This window comes from Pseudomonas guariconensis (assembly GCF_015680235.1).
Lineage (GTDB): Bacteria > Pseudomonadota > Gammaproteobacteria > Pseudomonadales > Pseudomonadaceae > Aquipseudomonas > Aquipseudomonas guariconensis_A.
Genome location: NZ_JADLJL010000001.1, coordinates 43,144 through 65,929 on the forward strand (window position 1 = coordinate 43,144; position 22,786 = coordinate 65,929).

At 64.4% G+C, this 22,786-nt stretch carries 18 protein-coding genes; 6 read left to right on the forward strand and 12 right to left on the reverse strand.

Annotated elements, in window-relative coordinates:
- Window positions 1–118 precede the first annotated feature (118 nt).
- On the forward strand, window positions 119–1,441 hold the full coding sequence (locus tag IRZ56_RS00195; protein WP_196143050.1) for an MFS transporter: 1,323 nt from the start codon (window positions 119–121) through the stop codon (window positions 1,439–1,441).
- A gap of 219 nt (window positions 1,442–1,660) precedes the next feature.
- Here the strand turns inward: IRZ56_RS00195 and IRZ56_RS00200 are convergent, their stop codons facing one another.
- From IRZ56_RS00200 to IRZ56_RS00220, 5 genes are all read right to left on the reverse strand, one after another.
- A complete protein-coding gene (locus IRZ56_RS00200) occupies window positions 1,661–4,807 on the reverse strand; it encodes an efflux RND transporter permease subunit (RefSeq protein WP_196143051.1) in 3,147 nt (1,048 codons plus the stop codon).
- A 15-nt stretch (window positions 4,808–4,822) separates the two neighbouring features.
- Window positions 4,823–6,031 carry an efflux RND transporter periplasmic adaptor subunit gene (locus tag IRZ56_RS00205; RefSeq protein WP_196143052.1) on the reverse strand — a complete coding sequence of 403 codons (1,209 nt, stop codon included), beginning with the start codon at window positions 6,029–6,031 and terminating at the stop codon, window positions 4,823–4,825.
- 121 nt (window positions 6,032–6,152) lie between these two features.
- On the reverse strand, window positions 6,153–7,328 hold the full coding sequence (locus IRZ56_RS00210; protein ID WP_196143053.1) for a TolC family protein: 1,176 nt from the start codon (window positions 7,326–7,328) through the stop codon (window positions 6,153–6,155).
- A 297-nt stretch (window positions 7,329–7,625) separates the two neighbouring features.
- Window positions 7,626–8,156 carry a thioredoxin family protein gene (locus tag IRZ56_RS00215; RefSeq protein ID WP_196143054.1) on the reverse strand — a complete coding sequence of 177 codons (531 nt, stop codon included), beginning with the start codon at window positions 8,154–8,156 and terminating at the stop codon, window positions 7,626–7,628.
- Entirely contained in the window at window positions 8,146–8,418 is a 273-nt protein-coding gene (locus tag IRZ56_RS00220) for a DUF2790 domain-containing protein (protein ID WP_196143055.1), read from the reverse strand. Before IRZ56_RS00220 ends, IRZ56_RS00215 begins: the two co-directional genes overlap by 11 nt.
- 210 nt (window positions 8,419–8,628) lie before the next feature.
- Here IRZ56_RS00220 and IRZ56_RS00225 point away from each other — a divergent pair, with 210 nt between their 5' ends.
- The 3 genes from IRZ56_RS00225 to IRZ56_RS00235 all read left to right on the forward strand — a co-directional run bounded on the left by IRZ56_RS00225 (window position 8,629) and on the right by IRZ56_RS00235 (window position 11,319).
- Entirely contained in the window at window positions 8,629–9,369 is a 741-nt protein-coding gene (locus tag IRZ56_RS00225) for a response regulator (RefSeq protein ID WP_196143056.1), read from the forward strand.
- Window positions 9,366–10,652, forward strand: coding sequence for an ATP-binding protein (locus tag IRZ56_RS00230; RefSeq protein WP_196143057.1), 1,287 nt, complete (start codon window positions 9,366–9,368; stop codon window positions 10,650–10,652). The genes IRZ56_RS00225 and IRZ56_RS00230 overlap by 4 nt, the downstream gene beginning before the upstream one ends.
- Before the next feature lie 157 nt (window positions 10,653–10,809).
- Complete coding sequence (locus IRZ56_RS00235; protein WP_196143058.1) at window positions 10,810–11,319, forward strand: DoxX family protein; 510 nt, start codon at window positions 10,810–10,812, stop codon at window positions 11,317–11,319.
- Here IRZ56_RS00235 and pssA read toward each other — a convergent pair.
- On the reverse strand, window positions 11,303–12,631 hold the full coding sequence (pssA, locus tag IRZ56_RS00240) for a CDP-diacylglycerol--serine O-phosphatidyltransferase (protein ID WP_230390293.1): 1,329 nt from the start codon (window positions 12,629–12,631) through the stop codon (window positions 11,303–11,305). The genes IRZ56_RS00235 and pssA overlap by 17 nt on opposite strands.
- A gap of 168 nt (window positions 12,632–12,799) precedes the next feature.
- Here pssA and IRZ56_RS00245 point away from each other — a divergent pair, with 168 nt between their 5' ends.
- Window positions 12,800–13,798 (forward strand): GlxA family transcriptional regulator, encoded by a 999-nt coding sequence (locus IRZ56_RS00245; protein WP_196143060.1) that lies wholly within the window; start codon window positions 12,800–12,802, stop codon window positions 13,796–13,798.
- A 159-nt stretch (window positions 13,799–13,957) separates the two neighbouring features.
- Here the strand turns inward: IRZ56_RS00245 and IRZ56_RS00250 are convergent, their stop codons facing one another.
- The 5 genes from IRZ56_RS00250 to IRZ56_RS00270 form a co-directional block, all read right to left on the reverse strand.
- The gene (locus tag IRZ56_RS00250) at window positions 13,958–15,286 is read right to left on the reverse strand and encodes an MFS transporter (RefSeq protein ID WP_196143061.1); all 1,329 of its coding nucleotides are present in this window, start codon (window positions 15,284–15,286) and stop codon (window positions 13,958–13,960) included.
- A 153-nt stretch (window positions 15,287–15,439) separates the two neighbouring features.
- Window positions 15,440–16,651, reverse strand: coding sequence for a M24 family metallopeptidase (locus IRZ56_RS00255; protein ID WP_196143062.1), 1,212 nt, complete (start codon window positions 16,649–16,651; stop codon window positions 15,440–15,442).
- Between the two features lie 249 nt (window positions 16,652–16,900).
- Entirely contained in the window at window positions 16,901–19,153 is a 2,253-nt protein-coding gene (katG, locus tag IRZ56_RS00260; protein WP_196143063.1) for a catalase/peroxidase HPI, read from the reverse strand.
- A gap of 172 nt (window positions 19,154–19,325) precedes the next feature.
- Window positions 19,326–20,204: a DMT family transporter gene (locus tag IRZ56_RS00265; RefSeq protein WP_196143064.1), complete on the reverse strand. Its 879-nt coding sequence runs from the start codon at window positions 20,202–20,204 to the stop codon at window positions 19,326–19,328.
- Between the two features lie 436 nt (window positions 20,205–20,640).
- A complete protein-coding gene (locus IRZ56_RS00270) occupies window positions 20,641–20,853 on the reverse strand; it encodes a PLD nuclease N-terminal domain-containing protein (RefSeq protein WP_084859055.1) in 213 nt (70 codons plus the stop codon).
- 144 nt (window positions 20,854–20,997) lie between these two features.
- On the opposite strand from IRZ56_RS00270, the gene IRZ56_RS00275 reads away from it, so the two are divergent.
- Window positions 20,998–22,005 carry a GlxA family transcriptional regulator gene (locus tag IRZ56_RS00275; protein ID WP_196143065.1) on the forward strand — a complete coding sequence of 336 codons (1,008 nt, stop codon included), beginning with the start codon at window positions 20,998–21,000 and terminating at the stop codon, window positions 22,003–22,005.
- 18 nt (window positions 22,006–22,023) lie between these two features.
- On the opposite strand, the gene IRZ56_RS00280 is transcribed toward IRZ56_RS00275, so the two are convergent.
- Window positions 22,024–22,695, reverse strand: coding sequence for a TetR/AcrR family transcriptional regulator (locus IRZ56_RS00280; protein WP_196143066.1), 672 nt, complete (start codon window positions 22,693–22,695; stop codon window positions 22,024–22,026).
- Between the last annotated feature and the right edge of the window lie 91 nt (window positions 22,696–22,786).

The following is a 22,786-nucleotide window of genomic DNA, read 5'->3' on the forward strand; positions in this document are numbered from 1 at the left end:
CGTCCATGAAAAAGCGCACCGCTCTACCTGCCGCTCTACTGGGCTCCATAACAACGATGCCGCGGCCCGACCGCGGCACTTTCGTCCAGGCTGCCCATGAAGACCGGAGAACACCCCCATGTCCATACCCCATGAGGTATCCCCCGCCACCCTGCGCCGGGTGATCGCCGCCTCGGCCATTGGCAACTTCGTCGAATGGTTCGACTTCGCCGTCTATGGTTTCCTCGCTACGCTGATCGCCAGCCTGTTCTTCACCGGGGAGGACTCGAGCATCGCTCTGCTCAAGACCTTCGCCGTGTTCGCCGTGGCGTTCGCCCTGCGCCCGCTGGGCGGCATTGTGTTCGGTGCCTTGGGCGATCGCCTGGGACGCAAGCGCATCCTGTCGCTGACCATCCTGCTGATGGCCGGCTCCACGACCCTGATCGGCCTGCTGCCGACCTACGCCAGCATCGGCCTGGCAGCCCCGTTGCTGCTGACCCTGGCCCGGTGCCTGCAAGGCTTTTCGGCCGGTGGCGAATATGCCGGCGCCTGCGCCTACCTGATGGAGCACGCACCCCAGGACAAACGCGCCTTCTACGGCAGCTTCGTGCCGGTGTCGACCTTCTCGGCCTTCGCCTGCGCGGCGGTGATCGCCTATGCCCTGGAGGCCAGCCTGACCCCCGAAGCGATGAGCAGCTGGGGCTGGCGGATTCCCTTCCTGATCGCGGCGCCGCTAGGGCTGGTGGGCCTGTACCTGCGCTGGCGCATGGAAGAAACCCCGGCCTTCCGCGAGGCCATGGCAGAGGGCAAGGAACACAGCCATTCGCCACTCAAGGACACCCTGCGCCATCATGGCCGGGCGATCCGCAACCTGGGGGCATTCATCTCCCTGACCGCGTTGTCGTTCTACATGTTCACCACCTACTTCTCCACCTACCTGCAGATGGTCGGCAACCTGACCCGTGCCCAGTCGCTGCTGGTGTCCACCGTGGCGCTGCTGGTGGCAGCCGTCGGGTGCCCCCTGGCCGGTGCCTTCTCCGACCGCGTCGGGCGGCGCAAGACCATTGGCTTTACCTGCCTGTGGGTGATGGTGGCGGTGTTTCCGGCCTACTGGCTGGCCAGCTCGGGATCGATGACGGGTGCCTTGCTGGGGGTGATTCTGCTGGCGATCGGCGCCTTGCTCAGCGGCGTGGTCACTGCAGCCCTGCTCTCGGAAAGCTTCCCGACCCGCACCCGCTATACCGCCTCGGCAATCACCTACAACGTGGCCTATACCCTGTTCGGTGGCACCGCACCGCTGGTGGCGACCTGGTTGATCAGCCAGACCGGCAGCAGCCTGGCGCCGGCGTTCTACCTGGTGGCGATTGCCCTAGTGGCACTGGTGGGTGGCCTGGCACTGCCGGAGACGTCGCGGATATCGCTGCATGAAGAAATCGGTGAGCGTCAAGCTGAAGCGATGTAGGTCCAAAGACGCAATCGCCGGTAAACCGGCTCTCATAGAACAACGCATAACTATTTGAGTTTGCAGGTCCTTTGTGGGAGCGGGCTTGTCCCGCGATTGGGCCGGACCCGATATCACCGTCGCCTGGCAAGGGCTTCGCCCTTGATCGCGGGACAAGCCCGCTCCCACAGAGGGAGGCTGCGCTTGCCGGCGATGGGCTGCGTAGCAGCCCCAAGGCGTTTAGTCTAACGCCCCCTCCTCACGCCGATGCGCCCACTGGTACAACGCGGGCAGTACCAGCAACGTCAGCGCCGTCGACGACAGGATCCCGCCAATCACCACCGTCGCCAGTGGCCGCTGCACCTCGGCACCGGTGCCGGTGGCCAGGGCCATCGGAATGAACCCAAGCGACGCCACCAGCGCGGTCATCAGCACCGGCCGCAGGCGCGTCAGCGCACCTTCTTCGATAGCCCCACGCAGCGACCGGCCTTCTTCGCGCAGGTTGCGGATGAAGGCGATCATCACCAGACCATTGAGCACCGCTACCCCGGACAACGCGATGAAACCGACTCCGGCGGAGATCGACAGCGGGATATCCCGCAACCACAGCGCCAGCACCCCGCCGGTCAGGGCGAAGGGGATGCCGGTAAACACCAGCAGGCCATCCTTGAGGTTGTTGAACATCATCAGCAGCAAAGCCATCACCAGCAGCAGCGCCACCGGTACCACCACCTGCAAGCGCTCGGCGGCCGACTGCAATTGCTCGAACTGGCCGCCCCAACGCGTCCAATAACCCGGCGGCACTTGCACCTGGTCGATCAAGGTCTGCTCGGCCTCTTCGACGAACGAGCCCAGGTCACGCCCTCGCACGTTGGCACTGACCACCACCACCCGCTTGCCATCCTCGCGGCTGACCTGGTTCGGGCCCAGTTGCAGGTTGAGCGTGGCGACCTGGGACAGCGGAATGAAACCGATCTGCGTCGCACCTGCCGCCGCGCTGGCCGGCACCGGGATGAGCAGGTTGGACAGCCCGTCGACATCGGTACGCAAGGCCTCGGACAGGCGCACCACCATGTCGAAACGTCGGTCGCCTTCATACAGGGTACCGGCCGTTCGGCCGCCGACGGCAATGGCGATGGCGTCCTGCACATCACCGATGTTCAGGCCGTGGCGGGCGGCCTTGTCGCGGTCGATATCGATGGTCAGCACCGGCAGCCCGGTGGTCTGTTCGACCTTTACCTCCGAAGCCCCCGGCACCTGTTGCAAGGTGGCGGCGATCTGCGCGGCGGTGCGGTTGAGCACCGCCATGTCGTCGCCGAACACCTTCACCGCCACGTCGCTGCGCACGCCGGAAATCAGCTCGTTGAAACGCAGCTGGATCGGCTGGGAGAGCTCGTAGTTGCTGCCCGGTACGCCGGCGGCGGCGCGCTGCACCTGGGCGATCAGTGCGTCGCGCGGCTTACCCGGGTCGGCCCATTGCTCGCGTGGCTTGAGCATGACGTAGGCGTCGGAGATGTTCGGCGGCATCGGGTCGGAGGCGATCTCGGCGGTGCCCGTGCGAGCGAATACTCGCTCCACCTCAGGCACCTGGGCGATGATGGCCTTTTCCAGCTGCTGCTGCATCTGCACTGACTGGCTGAGGCTGGTACCCGGCACGCGCAAGGCCTGCAGGGCAAAGTCGCCTTCGCTGAGGCTGGGAATGAATTCGCTGCCCATGCGGCTGGCCAGCACGCCAGACAACAGTACCAGGGTAGCGGCCCCGGCGAACGCCAGGTTGCGATGGCCCAGCACCCAGCCCAGCACCGGCGCGTAGCGCTGGCGGGCGGTACGCATCACCACGCCCTCTTCTTCCTTCACTTTGCCGGTGACGAACAGCGCGATGGCCGCCGGGACGAAGGTGACCGACAGGATCATCGCGCCCAGCAAGGCGATCACCACGGTGAACGCCATGGGGTGGAACATCTTGCCTTCGACCCCGGTCAGGGCAAAGATCGGCAGGTACACGACCATGATGATCAATTGGCCGTAGATCAAGGGCCTGCGCGCCTCGCGGGCGGCGGCGAACACTTCGTGGAAGCGCTCGGCGCGGGTCAGCATGCGCCCATGGCGCTGCTGCGCATGGGCAAGCCGGCGAATGGCGTTCTCGACGATCACCACCGCGCCATCGACGATGATGCCGAAATCCAGGGCCCCCAGGCTCATCAGGTTGGCGCTGACCTTGTTGCTGAACATACCGGTGAAAGTGAACAGCATCGACAACGGGATGACCATGGCCGTGATCAATGCCGCACGGATATTGCCGAGAAACAGGAACAGCACGGCAATCACCAGGATCGCGCCTTCCACCAGGTTCTTCTTCACCGTGGCGATGGCTTTTTCCACCAGGTTGGTGCGGTCGTACACCGTCACCGCTACCACCCCCTTCGGCAGGCCGCGGTTGACCTCGGCCAGCTTGGTTGCCACAGCCTGGGACACTGCGCGGCTATTTTCGCCGATGAGCATGAACACCGTGCCCAACACCACCTCGCGGCCATTCTCGGTGGCCGCGCCGGAGCGCAGTTCCTCGCCCAGCCCGACCTGGGCGACATGGCTGACCCGGATCGGCGCACCATCGGCACTGGAGATGACGATCTTGGCGATGTCCTCGGCCGACGCCACCTGGCCCGGAGCACGGATCAGCAGCTGCTCGCCGTTGCGCTCGATGTAGCCGGCACCTACGTTGGCGTTGTTGCGTTCCAGGGCCCCGATCAGGTCATTGAGCGTGAGCTTGTAGGCCGCCAGGCGCTTGGGGTCCGGGGCAATCAGGTACTGCTTGGCATGCCCACCGATGGTGTTGACCTCGGCCACGCCGGGCACGTTGCGCAGTTGCGGCTTGATGATCCAGTCTTGGATCACCCGCAGGTCGGTGGCGGTGTAGGGCGTACCATCGTCCTTCAGCGCACCCGGCTCGGCCTCCACCGTCCACAGGAAGATTTCGCCCAGGCCCGTGGAAATCGGCCCCATGGCCGCCTCGATGCCTTCCGGCAACTGCTCGCGGGCCACTTGCAGACGCTCGTTCACCAGTTGCCGGGCGAAGAAGATATCGGTGCCGTCATCGAAGATCACCGTCACCTGGGACAAGCCCGAGCGCGACAGCGAGCGGGTCTGCTTCAGCCCGGGCAGGCCGGCCATGGCCGTCTCGATGGCGAAGGTGATGCGCTGCTCGGTTTCCAGCGGCGAATAGCCGGGTGCGGCGGTGTTGATCTGCACCTGGACGTTGGTGATGTCCGGAACCGCGTCGATGGGCAGTTTCTGGTAGCTGTTGATGCCCACGGCGGCCATCAGCACCACTGCGAGCATGACCACCAGGCGCTGCTCGATGGCGAATTGGATCAGGCGTTCGAACATGGATACGTCCCCGGGTCAGTGGCTATGCTCGGCCGAGCCCTTGCCGAGCTCGGACTTGAGGACGAAGCTGCCGGCGGCCGCCACCTGGGTGCCGGCGGCAAGGCCGTCGATGATTTCCACCTGGCCGGCGTCGCGCCGGCCGGTCTTGACCGGGCGGGCCTCGAAACCCTCCTCGGTGCGGGCGAAGACCACGGTCTGCGCATCCCAGGTCTGCAAGGCCGCTTCCGGCACCACCACGGCTGCGTCGAAGCGCTCTACGTTCACCGCGATCGTCACGAATAACCCTGGACGCCAGGCGCCGTTGGGGTTGGCCAGGGTGGCGCGGGCGGTGGCGGCGCGGTTCTGCTCGCCGAGCAGGTTGCCGACATAGTTGACCTTGCCTTGCACTTCGGCGCCCAGATCCGGTGCACTGACCGTCACGTTTCGCCCAGTGGTCACCCGACCCAGGTCGCGAGGCGTGACGGCGAAGGTCGCCCATACCCGGCTGAGGTCCGAGAGGATGAAGGCATTGCTGGTTTCATCGACCACCTCGCCCACGGTCAGGTGCTTTTCCACCACCACCGCATCGAACGGTGCGCGCAGCTCATAGCGATTGCCGGCCCCCGCCGGCGCCACGGCAGCGACTTTCTGCCGGGCGTTGGCCAAGGCGATCTCGGCCTCCTGCAACGCCTGGCGGGCTTGCAGGTAGTCCTGCTCGGCGCTGATGCGCGCCTGCCACAATTGCTGTTCGCGCTTGCAGGTCAAGCGCGCCAATTCCAAGCGCCGCTGGGCGGCCTGTTGTTCGCTGCGCAACTCGGAGATCTGCTGGCTGGCGATCACCGCCAGCACCTGACCGCGCTTGACCGCCTGGCCCAGCTCGGCATGCACCGCTTCCACCACGCCCGGAACCCTTGGCACCACATGGGCGGTGCGGTCTTCGTCAAAGCGGATTTCGCCAGGGAAGCTGATGGCGGTGCCCAACGTCATTGGCCCGGCAGCGGCCAACTGCACGCCAGCGGCTTCAATCTGAGCGGCACTGAGGTGCAGGCTACCCTCCTGCTCGGCGTGTGCCTCGCCGCCCTCCTCGTCATGGCCGTGGCCATCATCCTGCTTGCCATCGTGGGCGTGGGTTTGTTCGCCATGGTCATCCCGGGCCTTGCCGGCGGTGTTGGTCCAGGCCAGGCCGCCCAGGCCGAACACGGCGATGGCGGCGGCCAGGAGGGCTATTCTGCGGGTGTTGTTCATCGTTACTCCTGAAAAAATTCTGGTATCTGGGGCCGCCGTGCGGCCCTTTCGCGGCACGCGGCCGCTCGATCGTGTAGGAGCGGCCTCGCGCCGCGAAAGGGCTGCAACGCAGCCCCCCCAATCAGAACCCCTCACCCAGGTCGCCATAGATGCGCTCCACCTGCGCCCTGGCATCGGTGGCCAAAGCCAGGGCATCCAGGTACAGCCCGCGCGCCTCGATCAGCGTGCGCTGGGCATCGAGCACGTCGAGGAAGGCGAACTTGCCCATTTCGAACCCTCGCGTGGCGGTGTCCACCGCCTGCTGGGCCGACGGCAGGATGGTGCGGTCGTACGCCTGCACCTCCTCCATGGCGGTGGTCCACTGGCTGACGGCGCTACGGGTGTCGCTGCGCAGGCGGAGTGCGACGGCGTTGCGCAGGTCACGGGCCTGGTCGGCGCGACGGGCAGCAGCCAGCACGTTGCCCTGGTTGCGATCGAACAAGGGCAGCGGCATCGACACCCCGATCACATTCACCCGTTCGCGGTCTTCACGGCTGTACTGGCTGCCCAGGCTCACGGTGAGGTCGGGAATACGCTGGGCCTTCTCCGAGCCCAAGGCTGCCTCGCCCCGCTGGGTCTGCGCCTCGGCCAAGCGCCATTCGGCGGTTTGCGCGACCCTGTCGAGCAAGGCCTCGGCGCGGGGCGCGGGCCCTGGCGACAGGTGGCTGGCATCGAGGCGGTCGAAGGTGGCCAACGGGCTGCCGGTCAGGCGCGCCAAGGCCTGGTAGGCGACCGTGCGCTGGGACTCGGCACGACGCACCTGAGCCTGGGACTGGGCCAGTTGCACCTGGGCCCGGGTCGCCTCGACCGGCGAAGACTGGCCGGCCTGAACCCGCCCCTCTACCACTCGCAGGCCGCGCTCGGTCAAAGCCTGGGACTGTTGGGCCAGCTCCAGTGCGGTCTGGGCCCGCAGGGCGGCATGGAAGGCCTGCACCACGTCAGCGCGCAGGCCATTGCGCTGGCGCTCCAACTCGAGTCGAGCCACCGCCTGGCCGGCAGTGGCCACTTCGATCCGCGCACCACGCTTGCCACCGAGCTCCAAGGCCTGGCTGAGCGTCACGGTGGTGGTGCTGGTGTCGCGGCGAGTGTCCTCGACCTCCCAGGACAGCTCAGGGTTGGGTACCAGACCGGCCTGGCGCCGCTCGCCCTCGGCGATGCCGATTTCACGGCCTGCCGCGGCCAGTTCAGGGTTCTGGGCAAAGGCGGCGTCGAGCGCCTGGGGCAGGCTCAAGCCTTGTGCCGCCTGCAGCTGCGGCATGACAAACACAGCCAGTAGCAGGCCAAACAAGGCAGCATTGCGGGGTGTGGCACGGTTGCACGGCACGGTGAGGTCCTCGTCGACAAGCGTCGGAAAGCTTGGCGAGGGACTCTAGGGCGGGCCGCTTATCATCGCGGTGGCATGAACATTACAATTTTGAAAGCAAGCGCCAGGCTGATCGGTTGGCTGCTCCGGCCCAATCGCGGGACAAGCCCGTTCCCACAAAGGGCCGGCAAAATCAAACGGTTATGTGTTGTTCCGCGATTGCGACCGAAAGGCACCGCCTACCCGGCCGGGTCACTCCGCCAGCAGTGCCTGGATCACCTTTTCCTGTCCGGCATAGTCACCCTCACCGAAATGCACATGGCGCACCTGCCCCTGGCGATCGACGAAGTAGTGCGCAGGCCAGAACTGGTTGCCCCAGGCGTTCCAGACCTGGTAGTCGTTGTCCACGGCAATGGGGTAACCGATGCCGAGCCTGGCCACCTTCTCGCGCAGGGTGCCGAGGTCATGCTCATAGTCGTACTCAGGCGTATGCACCCCCACCACCACTAGCCCCTGGTCGGCGTAGCGCCGGGCCCAGTCATTGACGTGAGGCAGGCTGCGCTGGCAGTTCACGCAATCCCAGGTCCAGAAATCCACCAGCACCACCTTGCCCTTGAGGGCGGCATGGTCCAACGGCGGCGAATTGAGCCATTGGCTGGCACCGGCCAGCGAGGGCATGGGTTTCTCCCTGCCCTGGGCTGCCAGGTAGCCCGCCAGGCCAAGCCCCAGCAGGCCCAACACCCACCCAGCAACCTTCAGCCGCCGGCGTCGGTCAGTTGTCATGGCAGCCTCCGGTGGCGTAAGTACGATACTCCAGGCTTTGTCTACGGCCATTGGAATCGAGGTAGTCCATGCGGGTATTCACCACGCCGCAGGCATTGCTCTGGTCATCCTTGATCGACAGCACTTTCTGCACGTCCAGCCGGTCGCCATAGCGATACTGCATCACGCTGTCGCTCATCGGTTCGCTGCTGGCCTGGGCGGAAATGGCGGCAATGCCGAACAACGCGAACAGGGCTGCATTGGCAAAAGTCTTGAAGGTCATGGCATCTCTCCTGTGCAAATGGGGAGTTGGTTCCCCGGTCGAGAGCCATTACAGGCCTGCTGGGTATCGCGGATGTGTCTGCACGGGGCCAGGTGTGCATTTTCCTGTATCCCTGTCATAGGCAGATACACTGCAATACAAACCCCAGCAGGCAAGCACTGCGACGCTCGGTACACTTGCCTGCATCTTTATTCGTACAGGAACCCTGCGATGGAACACGTCGATCACATCCTGATCGTCGACGACGACCGCGAGATTCGCGAACTGGTCGGCAACTACCTGAAGAAGAACGGCCTGCGTACCAGCATCGTTGCCGATGGCCGGCAGATGCGTGCCTTCCTGGAGAACAATACCGTCGACCTGGTGGTGCTCGACATCATGATGCCGGGCGACGACGGCCTGCTGCTTTGCCGCGAACTGCGCGCCGGCAAGCACCGCAACACCCCGGTGCTGATGTTGACCGCCCGCAACGACGAGACCGATCGCATCATCGGCCTCGAGATGGGCGCCGACGACTATCTGACCAAACCCTTCTCGGCCCGTGAGCTGCTGGCCCGGATCAACGCCGTGCTGCGCCGTACCCGCATGCTGCCGCCGAACCTGACTATCAGCGAAAGCAGCCGGCTGATCGGCTTCGGCCAATGGCGGCTGGACACCACAGCCCGCCACCTGCTCGACAGCGACGGCACGCTGGTGGCCCTGAGCGGCGCCGAATACCGCCTGCTGCGGGTGTTCCTCGACCACCCGCAGCGGGTGCTCAGCCGCGAGCAATTGCTCAACCTCACCCAGGGCCGTGAAGCGGACATCTTCGACCGCTCCATCGACCTGCTGGTCAGCCGCCTGCGCCAGCGCCTGGGCGACGACGCCCGTGAGCCCAACTGCATCAAGACCGTGCGCAGCGAAGGCTATGTGTTCTCCCTGCCCGTGCAATTGCTCGAGTCACCCGCATGAGGTGGCCGCGTACCCTGGCGTCGCGCCTGGCCCTCATCTTCCTCACCGGCTTGGTGCTGGCCTATGGCCTGTCGTTCAGCCTGCAGTTCTACGAGCGCTATGTCAGCAGCCGCTCGATGATGCTGAGCAACCTGGAGCAGGACGTCGCCACGTCGGTGGCCATCCTCGATCGCCTGCCGGCCGAGGAGCGTGCCGCCTGGCTGCCCCGTCTGCAGCGCCACAGCTACCGCTACCAGTTGGGTCAGGGTCTCGGCGGCCAGGCCATGCCCAGCGAAGACCCGCCCATGGCCGCCGAGTCCATCGTCAAGGCGATCGGCCGGGACTACCGCCTGACTTTCCTCGAGATCCCAGGCCCTACTCCGCATTTCCAGGTACACCTGCGCCTGGCCGACGGCGCCCCCCTGACCCTCGACGTCACGCCTTCCGGCGTGCCGGTGGCCAAGTGGCTACCCGTGGTGCTGTTGATCCAGCTGGCGGTGTTGTTGGTCTGCACCTGGCTCGCGGTGCGCCTGGCCATCCGCCCCCTGACCCGCCTGGCCCAGGCAGTGGACGACCTGGACCCGGACAAGCCAGGCCCGCAACTGGACGAAAGCGGCCCCCGAGAGGTGCGCTACGCGGCAGTCGCCTTCAACGCCCTGCAGGCGCGCATCGCGGCCTACCTCAAAGAGCGCATGCAACTGCTGGCGGCCATCTCCCATGACCTGCAAACCCCCATCACGCGCATGAAATTGCGGGTGGAGGTGATGGACGACGGCCTGGAGAAGGACAAACTCTGGAGCGACCTGAGCGCCATGGAACACTTGGTGCGCGAAGGCGTGGCGTACGCGCGCAGCATGGACAGCAGCACCGAGGCGCCCTGCCGCATCAAGCTCGATGCCTTCCTCGACAGCCTGGTCTTCGATTACCAGGACAGCGGCGCCAAGGTCGAGCGCCTGGGTGCCACCGATGTCACCCTCCACACCCGCCCCCACGCCCTGCGCCGGGTGCTGGTGAACCTGGTGGACAACGCGCTGAAGTTCGCAGGTGCCGCGCAGCTTGAGGTGGAACACACCGGGAACGGCACCTTGATCCGTGTGCTCGACGAAGGGCCTGGCATTCCCGCCGATGAGCTGGCCGAAGTGCTCAAACCGTTCTACAGGGTGGAAGGTTCCCGCAACCGCAGCACCGGAGGTACCGGCCTGGGGCTGGCGATCGCTCAGCAACTGACCCAGGCCATGGGAGGGCAACTGACCTTGACCAACCGCGCCGGCGGCGGGCTGTGCGCGCAGATCGAGCTCAAATGACGTGGGGGCCGCGTCCCGGCCCCGGCTTCGACTACACGCCGATACATAACGCCACTGCCCTGGACACACTGCAGATACCCTCGCCGCACACACTCCTTGTCACACCTCGAGCCCCCAGGGCTCGAGTTCTCCAACCTGCTGACAAGAGAGCCTGACCATGAACGCATTGCCCCGCGCCTTTAACGCCCTGGATCGCCTCGGCACCTGGAGCGCCGACCTGCCCCTGCGCCTGTTCCTGGCCTGGGAGTTCTTCGAATCGGGTATCGAGAAATTCAACGGCGCCAACTGGTTCACTGATCTGCAAGCGAGTTTTCCCTTCCCCTTCAACCTATTGCCAGCCAATGTGAACTGGCAGCTCTCGCTGTGGGCTGAATTGATCTGCCCGCTGTTGCTGCTGCTCGGCCTGGGCACGCGCCTGGCCTCGGCCGTGCTGATGGTGGTGACGGTGGTGGCCATTGCCGCGGTGCACTGGCCGGCACAGTGGTCGAGCCTGGCCGAGCTTGCCCAGGGCTATGCGATTACCAACCAGGGCTATGGCAACTTCAAGCTGCCGGTCATCTATCTGGTGGCCTTGCTGCCACTGTTGCTCAAAGGGGCCGGCCGCCTGAGCCTGGATCACTGGCTGCGCGGCCGGTTCCAGCCATTGAGCGTCAGAGCATCCGCCTGATCAATGGCTCGAGGCGGCTGTAGCGCAGCCGCCGCAGCAGCTTGAGCACTTCGCGCGGGTGTTCGCCAGCCTCGCCCAGCTCCTCGGCCGACGACAGCCGGGGGGCGTGCCGACGGATCCTTTCGAGTTCGGCCTCACGGGGGGCGAGCCACTGTCCCTGGGGGTCATCGATCAACAGGCCGTTCTCAAGGTCCAGATTGAACCCACGGGGATTGAGGTTGTTGCCGGTGAGCAAGCTGTAGCGTTCGTCGATCCACACGCCCTTGGCATGGAAGGTGTGCCCCGGATCGTTCCAGATCCGCACCTGCAGCTGGCCGCTGGCAATGACGGCCTGGCGCCGATGGGCGAAGGCGCGCAGGTTGTCCTCGTACAGATAGGGCAAGGCGGCGCTGGCGGTGAAGGGTTGCCCGGGGGCGACGTAGAAATCGTTGGCGGCTCGGTGACCGATAATCATCTCCACCGTCACCCCACGGGCCAGCGCCCGGTCGATCTCGGCGATCAGTACACGGGGCGGGTTGAAGTACGGTGTGCTGAGCACGATCTGCGAACGCGCAGCCGCAAGCAGCGCGCCCACGCTGCGGTTGAGCGGATTGCCTCGACCGATGCCCAACAGAGGAATCACCCGCAGCCCTTCCCGGGCCGGAGCCACGGGCAGGTCGTAGGCCATGTGCCTCAAACGCGCACGCAGCCGGCGAATCGCACCACGCAGGCGTTTGGTCGTCGGCGGTGCAGGCAAGTCCAGGCGCGGTGTCGCGGTACTTGCCAGTATCTGCCGCACCAGGCCGGCCATGGCGTCAGCCAAGCCGGCATTGTGGAACAGGTGGTATCGATCCAGCCGGTAGCGGTCGAAGCGGTGTAGGTAGACGTTGTTCAGGCTCGCCCCGGTGTACAGCACTTGGTCATCGATGATGCTGCCTTTGAGGTGCAGCACGCCGAACAGCTCGCGGGTCTGTACCGGCACACCATGGATGACCACATCAAGGCCTCGGCATTGACGCTGGGCCTGGTACCACGCCGCGTTGCCCGGTTGCCGGCCCGCCCCCAGCAAGCCGCGCCGGGCCCGGAACCAGTCGACGACGACGAGAACCTCCAGCGCTGGTCGCGCCGCCTTGGCCTGGTACAAGGCGTCGAGCACTTCTTGGCCGGCCTCGTCCTCTTGCAAGTACAGGGCGACGATGACAATACGTTGGGTGGCGCTGGCAATCAGCTCAAGCAAGCGAGTGCGGTAGCTCGCCGCATCGGGCAACACCTCGATGGCACCGGGGGCCAGGGCGAAGCCCTCCTGGGGTACCGGCACGGATTTACGGTTCAAGCGGTCGTCTCCTGTGCAAAAGGGGCTCCGGGTCGTGGGCATTCCGGCCCCTGTCATCCGGGTGTACTATCGGGCCGGCCACGGCATAAACAACAAGAGTTCCTCAAGGCTGGTTTTTTCTTATAGCCCGGAAACAACGACGCCTCAGCTTGCACAGGTAAATCGCACATGGTCCAACCCTGCTCTGCGCAGCCTGCCTCCCCGCTCCCCCCACCCAGGACATTCGGCTTTCTGGTACAACCCAACTTCACCACCATCGGCCTGGCCTCGGCGGTCGAGACCCTGCGCATGGCCAACCTGGCCGCCTGCCGCCCGTTGTTTCGCACCGTAGTCGTCGCCGCCACGCCGGAACCTGTGACCGCCAGCAACGGCATGCGCGTGCTGCCTGACCATGGCATCGCTGACGCACCCGCACTGGATGCCCTGTTCGTGGTAGGTGCCAACCCCATTGCCAACGACCGTGACAGCCGCCTGCTGATCGACTGGTTGCGACAACTTGCCCGCCAGCGGGTGCCCCTGGGTGGCATATGCACGGGCAGCTACCTGCTGGCGCGGGCGCAGTTGCTCAAAGGCTATCGCTGCACCATCCACTGGGAAGACATCGAAGCGCTCAAGGAGCGTTTCCCCGGCATCGTCATCTCCAATCAACTGTACGAGCTGGACCGCGACCGCTACACCTGCTCCGGCGGCGTGGCCGCCATGGACATGATGTTGCAATTGGTCGCCCGCCTGCCCGATGGCCAAGCCATCGCCGCCAAGGCGGCCGAGCTGTTGCTGTGCGACCGGGTGCGTGGCGAGCGTGACCGCCAGCGGGTGCCACTGCGCACCCGGCTCGGCAATGCCCAACCCAAGCTGAGCCAGGTGGTGGCGATCATGGAAGCCAACCTGGAAGAACCCCTGGGGCTGGAAGAGCTGGCAACCCTCAACGAGGTGACGGTGCGCCAACTGGAGCGGCTGTTTCACAAGTACCTGCAGCGCACCCCCAGCCAGTACTACCTGGAGCTACGTCTGTCACGGGCGCGGGAGATGCTGCTGCGCAGCGACGCCCAGGTGCGGGAAATCGCCCTGGCCTGTGGCTTTACCTCGCCTGCGCATTTTTCCAAGAGCTACAGCCGGTTCTTTGGCCTGTCACCGCTCGGAGAGCGGCGACAGGCGTCGTTGCACTGACGGGTTGCTAACGAAGGTAGGGCTCACATCGAACAAGGTTTCCCGGCGGCACCTGGCACCGGCTCCGCCGATGTTCGCAGGTGAACCCGCTCCCACAGGTTCTGGATTGCTCGCAAACACGCCATCCTACCGGTTGGGAGCGGTGGGCGCTCTGCGCGGTCAGTCCTGCAGCGCCCGATGCGCCGTTTCCCGGCAGGCCAGCATGGCCACTAGTGCCACCACCGCAGCGACCAGCAGGTAGCCCGCCGGGGCCAGCTTGTTGCCAGTGACCTGGATCAGCCAGGTGGCAATGAACGGCGCGGTGCCACCGAACAGCGCGTTGGCGATGTTGAAGCTCAAGGCAAACCCGCTGAAACGCACACGTGTGGGAAAAATCTCCGCCAGCAAGCAGGGCAAGGTGCCGTCGTTCATCGCCAGCATCGCACCGAACAGGATCTGGATCGCCAGGATCACCAACAGCGGCTGATGGTCGAGCAAACTGAACAGCGGCACCGTCAGCCCCAGAAACAGCAGCGAGGCGACCACCAGCATGGGCTTGCGACCAAAGCGGTCCGACAAGCGCCCCATCAGGAAGATCAACCCGATGTAGGTTGCCAGCGACACCGTCGAGGCAATGAACGAGTCACCCTCGCTCATGCCCATTTCGTTGGACAGGTAAGTCGGCATGTAGCTGAGCAGCAGGTAGAAGGCGACCGCATTCAGGCAGGTCACGCCAATGCCGATCAACACGCTGCGCCGGTGCAGGGTCAGCAGTTCGCGGATCGGTGTGGCGCCCGCGCAGCCCTTGCTTTCCAGGCGCTGCTCCATCTCCAGGAACTTGGGCGTGTCCTGCAGGCTCATGCGGATATAGCGCCCCACCAGGCCGAACGGTGCAGCCAGCAAAAACGGCAGGCGCCACCCCCAGCTGTGCAAGGCCTCGGTGCTGAGCAGCGCATGCAGGCTGGCAACGAACGCGGCGCCGAACAGCAACCCAGCGGCGGTACTGGCCGGCACGATGCTGGTGTACAGCCCGCGACGGCCTGCTGGCGCGTATTCGGCCAGAAACGCCGAAGCCCCGGCATACTCGCCCGACGCGGAAAAACCCTGTACGAGGCGAATCAGAAGCAAGAGGCACGGCGCCCACAGGCCGATCTGCGCATGGCTGGGCAGTATGCCGATGCAAAACGTCGACACCGACATGATCAGGATCGACCACGACAGCGCGTTGCGTCGCCCGTAGCGGTCGCCGAAATGCCCCCAGACCACCCCACCCAGCGGTCGGACGATGAAGGACAAGGCAAACACCGCAAAGGTGGCCAGCAAGCCGGTGGTCTTGTCGGCATCGGGGAAGAACGTGGCAGCGATGATGGTGGCCAGGTAGCCATAGGCGGCATAGTCGAACCATTCGACGAAGTTGCCCATGAAACTGGCTCGCGCAGCCTTGCGCAGCGCCTGGCGTTCGGCGTCCTGTGCCGGGAGGTCAAGGTGACGGGCGCTCATGGTGATCATCGCGCACCTCCCTGGGCGGGCAGCAAACGAGATTTCGGCACAACGGAATGACGCTGGGACATGACGGATACCCTCTGTTCTTGTAATTGGCGGCAGGGTCGAGCGGTCACTGGCGGGAAGGTCGCGGGGCAGGCCCGCGACCGTGCCCGAGGGTCACTTGCGGATGATGTTGTGCTCCGGCCCGTAGGGGAAATGGGTGATGTTCTCGGCACCGTGCTCGTTGACGATCAGGATGTCGTGCTCACGGTAGCCGCCCGCGCCGGGATGCCCTTCGGGCAGCATGATCATCGGCTCGATCGACACCACCATGCCTGGCTCGAGCACGGTGTCGATGTCCTCGCGCAGCTCCAGCCCCGCTTCGCGGCCGTAGTAATGGCTCAGGGTGCCGAAGGAGTGGCCGTAACCGAAGGTGCGGTACTGCAGCAGGTCATGGCGAAGGAAGATCTCGTTCAGCTCGCGGGCGATGTCGCAGCAGCGGATGCCGGGACGTACCAGCTTCAAGCCCGCTTCGTGCACCTCGACGTTGGCTTGCCACAGGCGCAGGTACTCGTCCGGGCAGTGGTCGAGGAACAAGGTGCGCTCCAGCGCGGTGTAGTAACCGGCGATCATCGGGAAGCAGTTGAGGCTGAGGATCTCGCCCTTGCTCACCTTGCGGCTGGTGACCGGGTTATGTGCGCCATCGGTATTGAGCCCGGACTGGAACCAGGTCCAGGTATCCATCAGCTCGGCGTCAGGGAAGCTGCGGGCGATCTCACGCACCATTGCCTGGGTGGCATGCAATGCCACCTCGTACTCAGGCACCTGATCGCGCAGGGCCTCGACCACTGCCGCGCCACCGATGTCGGCGACACGCGCACCCTGACGGATCAATGCCTGCTCTTCGGCGGACTTGATCATGCGCATGCGCATGCAAGGCGCGCCGATGTCGACCAACTCGGCCTTGGGATAACAGGCAGCGAGCTTGGCATGATTCTGTAGATTGAGATGGTCATGCTCCACGCCGATGCGCGAGGCCAGCGGCAGGGCCTGCTGGATGGCGACGAAGAAGTTGTCGCGCTGCCAGTCGGTGTAGACGATGTTGTCGGTGCCGACCGTCCGCCGCCAGGGTTGGCCGCCATCGATGTTGGCGCTGATCGAGACCACCTTGTCCTGGGTGACCACCAGCGCATAGGGGCGCCCGAACGAGCAGTAGAGGAAGTCGCTGTAGTAGTTGACGTTGTGGTACGAGGTGAAAATCGCCGCCTCGATGTCATGCTCGGCCATGTAAGCGCGCAGGCGGGCCTGGCGGGCAGCGTACTCCTGAGCGGAGAACGTGGGTTTGACTTTCTCGCCGTTGCGGATTTTCAGGGTCTTGGGCATTTGCATGGTGGGTTTCCTTGTCGTTATGGGCATGCTGTTCAGGCCGGTTGCCTGGGATGCATTGCAGCAGAACGACCAAGGGCGCTTTTGTATCTATCCGACCTGAAATTGGCGAAACGGCCACCGTCCCTTGGCGGCCTTTTTTGCGGATCACCTGGCACAAAGCCGCCCCACAGGCACAGCGCAATGGCGTGCGCAGTACCTGTGGGGCGGCCTGGTATCGCGAAAGGGGCGTACAGGCCCCTCAAGCCACGGTTACTTCAAGTCGAACCTATCGAGCTCCATCACTTTGACCCAGGCAGCGACGAAGTCCTTGACGAACTTGTCCTGGCCATCACTGCTGCCATAGACCTCCGACAAGGCCCGCAACTGGGCGTGGGAGCCAAACACCAGGTCGACGCGGGTACCGGTCCACTTCACCTGGCCAGTCTTGCGGTCGCGACCTTCGAAGGTTTCGTTGTCCGCCGAGGTCGGCTTCCACTCCACGCTCATGTCCAGCAGGTTGCGGAAGAAGTCGTTGGACAGCACACCGGGCTTGTCGGTAAAGACCCCGTGTCGGCTGCCACCGACATTGGCGCCCAGTACCCGCAGGCCGCCGATCAGCACGGTCATCTGAGGTGCGGTGAGGGTCAGCAACTGGGCTTTGTCCAGCAACAGTTTCTCGGCCTTGACGCTGTAGCGGGCTTTGGTGAAGTTGCGGAAACCGTCGGCCAAGGGCTCGAGCACACCGAACGACTCGACATCGGTCTGCTCCTGGGAGGCGTCCATGCGTCCAGGTCTGAACGGCACATTGACTGTGTGCCCACCGTCCTTGGCAGCTTTTTCCACCGCGGCGCAGCCCGCCAGCACGATCAAATCGGCCAGGGAAACCTTCTTGCCCGAGGCGTTGAACTCACTCTGGATCTTCTCCAGCGCCTTGAGCATTTTGTCCAATTGTTCAGGCTGGTTGGCTGCCCAGAACTTCTGCGGCGCCAGGCGCAGGCGGCCGCCGTTGGCACCACCGCGCTTGTCCGAACCCCGGAAGGTCGAGGCCGAGGCCCAAGCGGTGGAGACCAGTTCGCCGACGCTCAGGCCCGAGGCCAACACCTTGGCTTTGAGGGCGGCGATGTCTTGATCGTTGATCAGCGGGTGGTCCACCGGCGGGATCGGGTCCTGCCAGAGCAGCACCTCCTGCGGCATTTCCGGGCCCAGGTAGCGTGACAGCGGGCCCATGTCCCTGTGGATCAGTTTGTACCAGGCACGGGCGAAGGCATCAGCCAACTGGTCGGGGTTGTCCTTGAAACGCCGGGCGATCGGCTCGTAGATAGGGTCGAAACGCAGGGCCAGGTCGGAGGTGAGCAGGGCCGGCGCGTGACGCTTGGAAGGATCGTGGGCATCGGGGATCTGTCCTGCCCCGGCGCCGTTCTTCGGCCGCCACTGGTGGGCACCGGCCGGGCTCTTGGTCAGTTCCCAGTCGAAGTTGAACAAGTTCTCCAGGTACTCGTTGCTCCACTTGGTCGGGGTAGACGTCCAGGTCACTTCCAGGCCACTGGTGATGGTGTCGCCGCCCTTGCCGGTACCGAACTTGTTCTGCCAGCCCAGACCTTGCAGCTCGAGGCCTGCGGCTTCTGGCTCGGGTCCGACGTTGTCGGCAGGGCCTGCACCGTGGGTCTTGCCGAATGCATGACCGCCGGCGATCAGGGCCACGGTTTCCTCGTCATTCATGGCCATGCGGCCGAAGGTCTCACGGATGTCCTTGCCGGAAGCCACCGGGTCGGGGTTACCCTCGGGGCCTTCCGGGTTGACGTAGATCAGCCCCATCTGCACGGCGGCCAAGGGGTTCTCCAGGTTTCGCTCGCCGCCCAGGGCGCGCCCTTGTTCTTCTTCGTGCTTCTGCGGTTCGGCCACCAGGTCGCCCTTGCCGGGGGGTTGCGCCTTGCCGTAACGGGTGTCACCGCCCAGCCAGACCTTTTCCGAGCCCCAGTACACATCTTCATCCGGCTCCCATACATCGGCGCGCCCACCGGAGAAGCCGAAGGTCTTGAAACCCATGGATTCCAGGGCCACGTTGCCCGTCAACACGATCAGGTCGGCCCAGGAAATGTTGCGTCCGTACTTCTGTTTGATCGGCCACAGCAAACGCCGGGCCTTGTCCAGGCTGACGTTGTCCGGCCAGCTGTTGAGCGGGGCGAAACGCTGCTGGCCGGAGCCTGCGCCACCCCGGCCGTCGCCGATACGGTAGGTGCCAGCACTGTGCCAGGCCATGCGGATGAACAGCGGGCCATAGTGGCCGAAGTCCGCGGGCCACCAGTCCTGGGAGTCGGTCATCAAGGCTCGCAGGTCTTGCTTGAGGGCCTGGAAATCAAGGCTCTTGAACGCCTTGGCGTAGTCGAAGTCCGGGTCCATCGGGTCGGACTTGGACGAATGTTGATGGAGGATCCGCAGGTTCAACTGGTCAGGCCACCAGTCACGGTTGCTCGTGCCGCCACCGGCGGTCTGATGAAACGGGCATTTCGATTCGTTCGACATCTGCATGTACCTTTCGCACGGAAATGGGACAGGCATCAGGGGTGTCCCTGCCCATGCCTGCATGCCGTTTTCTTGGGGCAGAGTGAAGCCTAGCCGAGCGCAGCCAGGTTTCTAATAGGGTAAATATCTAGGCTTGATAGACAGCGACTGTCGCCTGTACGCGGCTGTCTGGTCATTTGCCGCGCTGCATCCAGGCCGCACCCAACCCACTCAGGCAGATGATGGCAATGCCCACCAGGCTGGTGATGTCCGGCACCTGGCCGAAGATCAGCAGGCCCAGCAAACCGGCGAAGACGATCTGGCAATAGCTGAAGGGTGCCAGTAAGGCCGGGGCGGCCAAGCGAAAGGCCTGGGTCAGCAGCAGGTGCGCGGTCATGCCGCAGCCACCGAGGGCGAGCATCAACAGGACGTGGTCCCACTGCGGCGTTTGCCAGAAAAAAGGCACCAGCACGCTCAAGATCACGGTATTGCACAGCCCGGCGAAGAAATTGCTGGTGGTGGGGCTGTCGTACACCGAAAGCTTGCGGGTCAGCAATTGATAGAAGCAAAAGCCCAGGGCCGAACCGAAGGGAAACAGGATTGCCGGGGTAAACAACGAGCCCCCGGGATGCACCACTACCAAGACGCCGATAAAGCCCATCACCACCGCAACCCACTGGCCGACGCTGACCCGTTCCTTGAGCAACGGCACCGAAAGCGCGGTCACCAGCACCGGAGCAAGGAAGTTGACCGATGTCGCCTCGGCCAGCGGCAGGTATTGCAGGCCCGTGGTGAACAGCAGGCTGGTGCTCAACAGGCTCAAGGCGCGTAGCGTCTGCAAGACCGGGCGGCGAGTGCGTAGTACGGCCATGCCGGCCTTAGGCAGGAAGATCCCGGCCATCAGCAGGGTATGCACCAGGTAGCGTGCCCAGACCACCATGATGATCGGGTACAGGCCGCCGAGAAACTTGGATAGGGCGTCGTGGCTGGCGAACAGGAAAGTCGCCATCACCACTAGAGCGATGCCGCGCAGCGGTTGGTTGACTCCGGAGAGCGGGGTACTGGCACTCATGGCGTTCTCGGCGGTGGCGCACGGTCGCGCCGGGAACCGCGCGGCCGGTCGGTCGGCGGGTTTACTGTGCGGATTCTAGAAGAGATGCACCGGGATGCGAAACCTGTATGTCCTGTTGCCAGCTTTATCGATCGACTAATGCCGGTCAGTTAGGCTACTTGGAGCATTTCATGGGGACTGCTGTGCAGTCCATCGCGGGGCAAGCCCGCTCCCACAAGGGCCTGCAAAATCAAGTCGCACAAAGAACGGATGGCAAGCGCTGACCTCTGTGGGAGCCAACTGTCTTGAGTCGCTTGCCCCGGTCCTATCGCTGGCAAGCCAGCTCTCATAGAACAACGCATAACTATTTGATTTTGCGGGCCTTGTGGGAGCGGGCTTGTCCCGCGATGGGCCGCGTAGCGGCCCCAATCAACTGACCGGCATTCCCCCGGGCGTTCTATTTTTCCTCGAGCACCGCCCGCCCCTTCACGGCCCGAGGTCCCATCCAGGCCCAGACGATCAAGCCGGGTAAGGGTACGTAGACCACGAAGACGATCCACAGCATCTTGCGCTCGGCACGCCGGTCGCTGCCGATGATGTGCCAGATGGCGAAGATCTCCAAGAGGATCAGGATGGCCGCGAGAATGATCCAGATCGTTCCGATTTCCATGAGCGCTCTCCCAATAGGCATGTAGTGCTTTGGGTGCCCGCCAACCGCCAGGGTTCAGTCGGATCCTGCCCGCATGCGCGACCAGTTGTCTTTCCCTCGCGCTCCCAGCAAACTCATCGGGCCAGCCAGGAAGCGGAGTCAGCAGTGTCCACGCCACGTCAGTTCAGCCAGAAAACCAGCACCAGCAATATGCTGCGGCTAAAATCCGCCTCCGGTAACGGCCAGGTGCCCTATCGGGTCGACTTCGTCCTGCTCGAACATTTCTCCATGGCCAGTTTTACCGTGGCGATGGACGTACTGGTCACCGCCAACCTGTTGCGTGCCGACAGCTTCCGTTTCAACCCGCTCTCGCCCAAGGGTGACCGGGTGCTCAGCGACCTGGGCCTGGAGCTGGTGGCCAACGAGCTCAACGCTGCCAGCCTGAAGGAGCTGGACCTGCTGGTGATCTGCGGCGGCTTGCGCACGCCACTCAAATACCCCGAGCTCGACCGTATGCTAGGCGAGTGCGCGGCCCATGGCGTGGCGCTGGGCGGCTTGTGGAACGGGGCCTGGTTCCTTGGCCGCGCCGGTGTGCTGGACGACTACGGCTGCAGCATTCACCCAGAACAGCGTGCCAGCCTCGCCGAACGCAGCCCACAGACCCGCCTGACCCCGGCCAGCTTCACCCTGGACCGCGACCGGCTCACCGCCGCCAGCCCCAATGGCGCCATGGAGCTGATGCTCGGTCTGGTCCGTCGTCTCTATGGCGACGCCCTGGCCGAAGGCGTGGAGGAAATCCTGTCGTTCTCCGGTGCCCGCTATCGCCAGGTTGGTCCTGGGGCGAAGAAGTCCATGAGCCTGCACCTGCGTACCATCGTCGAGCTGATGGAGAACAACCTCGAGGAAACCCTCAGTCTCGACCAGCTCGCCGCCTACAGCGGCCGCTCACGGCGCCAGATCGACCGCCTGTTCCAGGCCCAGCTCGGCACTTCGCCGCGGCGCTACTACATGGAGCTGCGCATCACCAAGAGCCGCCGGCTGCTGCAATACTCCGACCTCTCGGTAATGGAAGTCGCAGTAGCCTGCGGTTTCGTCTCGGTCTCGCATTTCAGCAAGTGCTATGCAGCTTACTTCGGCTACCCGCCGTCACGGGAACAACGGCTGGGCGAGTGAAGCTGCTGGGGGCTTGACTCAAGCGCGGATGTAACCCAACACCGCGTCGCGAATCATCTGCTTGTGACGCCGCTTGACCTCCTGTTCGCAGAGGTCGATCTGGAAGATCTCGCTGAAGGTGTGCCGGTTGGACACGCGGTAGAAGCAGAACGAGCTCATCAGCATGTGCAGGTCGATGACATCGATGCCTGGCCTGAACACGCCCTCCTCTACGCCACGCTGGAGGGTACGAGCCAACCCCTGCAACACCAGGCTGCTCATTTCGCGAATCGCCGGTGATTGCTTGATGTACTCGCCGTAATGGATGTTCTCGGTGCAGACGATGCGCACGAAATCGACGTTATGGTCATGGTGGTCGAAGGTGAACTCCACTACGCGCTCGATGGCCTGCACGGCCGGCAGCGACTCCAGATCGAGGCTGTGCTCGGTCTTGCGGATGTCGCCGTAGAGCTTGACCAGGCACTCGATGTACAACTGCTCCTTGCTGCCGAAGTAGTAGTAGATCATTCGCTTGGAGGTGGCGGTGCGCTCGGCGATGGCATCGACACGCGCACCGGCGAGGCCTTGCTGCACGAACTCGTGGATCGCGGCCTGGAGGATGTCCTCACGGGTTTTCTCGGGGTTGTGCTTGCGCGACTTGCGCCCCCCGTCGCCCCCGTGTCCCCCGAGGTTGACTACCGAATCACTCATACCCACTCGCAGGTTGTTGTCTTCAATGGCAAGGGATTATCCGCGAGCGGGGCGGAACAGGGAAGCGGGAGGGCATCGGCATGCCCTCCCA

Coding starts and splice junctions, on each gene's coding strand:
- IRZ56_RS00195 (WP_196143050.1), top strand. CDS start 119: ATGTCCATACCCCATGAGGTATCCCCCGCCACCCTGCGCCGGGTGATC.
- IRZ56_RS00200 (WP_196143051.1), bottom strand. CDS start 4,807: ATGTTCGAACGCCTGATCCAATTCGCCATCGAGCAGCGCCTGGTGGTC.
- IRZ56_RS00205 (WP_196143052.1), bottom strand. CDS start 6,031: ATGAACAACACCCGCAGAATAGCCCTCCTGGCCGCCGCCATCGCCGTG.
- IRZ56_RS00210 (WP_196143053.1), bottom strand. CDS start 7,328: ATGCCGCAGCTGCAGGCGGCACAAGGCTTGAGCCTGCCCCAGGCGCTC.
- IRZ56_RS00215 (WP_196143054.1), bottom strand. CDS start 8,156: ATGACAACTGACCGACGCCGGCGGCTGAAGGTTGCTGGGTGGGTGTTG.
- IRZ56_RS00220 (WP_196143055.1), bottom strand. CDS start 8,418: ATGACCTTCAAGACTTTTGCCAATGCAGCCCTGTTCGCGTTGTTCGGC.
- IRZ56_RS00225 (WP_196143056.1), top strand. CDS start 8,629: ATGGAACACGTCGATCACATCCTGATCGTCGACGACGACCGCGAGATT.
- IRZ56_RS00230 (WP_196143057.1), top strand. CDS start 9,366: ATGAGGTGGCCGCGTACCCTGGCGTCGCGCCTGGCCCTCATCTTCCTC.
- IRZ56_RS00235 (WP_196143058.1), top strand. CDS start 10,810: ATGAACGCATTGCCCCGCGCCTTTAACGCCCTGGATCGCCTCGGCACC.
- IRZ56_RS00245 (WP_196143060.1), top strand. CDS start 12,800: ATGGTCCAACCCTGCTCTGCGCAGCCTGCCTCCCCGCTCCCCCCACCC.
- IRZ56_RS00250 (WP_196143061.1), bottom strand. CDS start 15,286: ATGATCACCATGAGCGCCCGTCACCTTGACCTCCCGGCACAGGACGCC.
- IRZ56_RS00255 (WP_196143062.1), bottom strand. CDS start 16,651: ATGCAAATGCCCAAGACCCTGAAAATCCGCAACGGCGAGAAAGTCAAA.
- katG (WP_196143063.1), bottom strand. CDS start 19,153: ATGTCGAACGAATCGAAATGCCCGTTTCATCAGACCGCCGGTGGCGGC.
- IRZ56_RS00265 (WP_196143064.1), bottom strand. CDS start 20,204: ATGAGTGCCAGTACCCCGCTCTCCGGAGTCAACCAACCGCTGCGCGGC.
- IRZ56_RS00270 (WP_084859055.1), bottom strand. CDS start 20,853: ATGGAAATCGGAACGATCTGGATCATTCTCGCGGCCATCCTGATCCTC.
- IRZ56_RS00280 (WP_196143066.1), bottom strand. CDS start 22,695: ATGAGTGATTCGGTAGTCAACCTCGGGGGACACGGGGGCGACGGGGGG.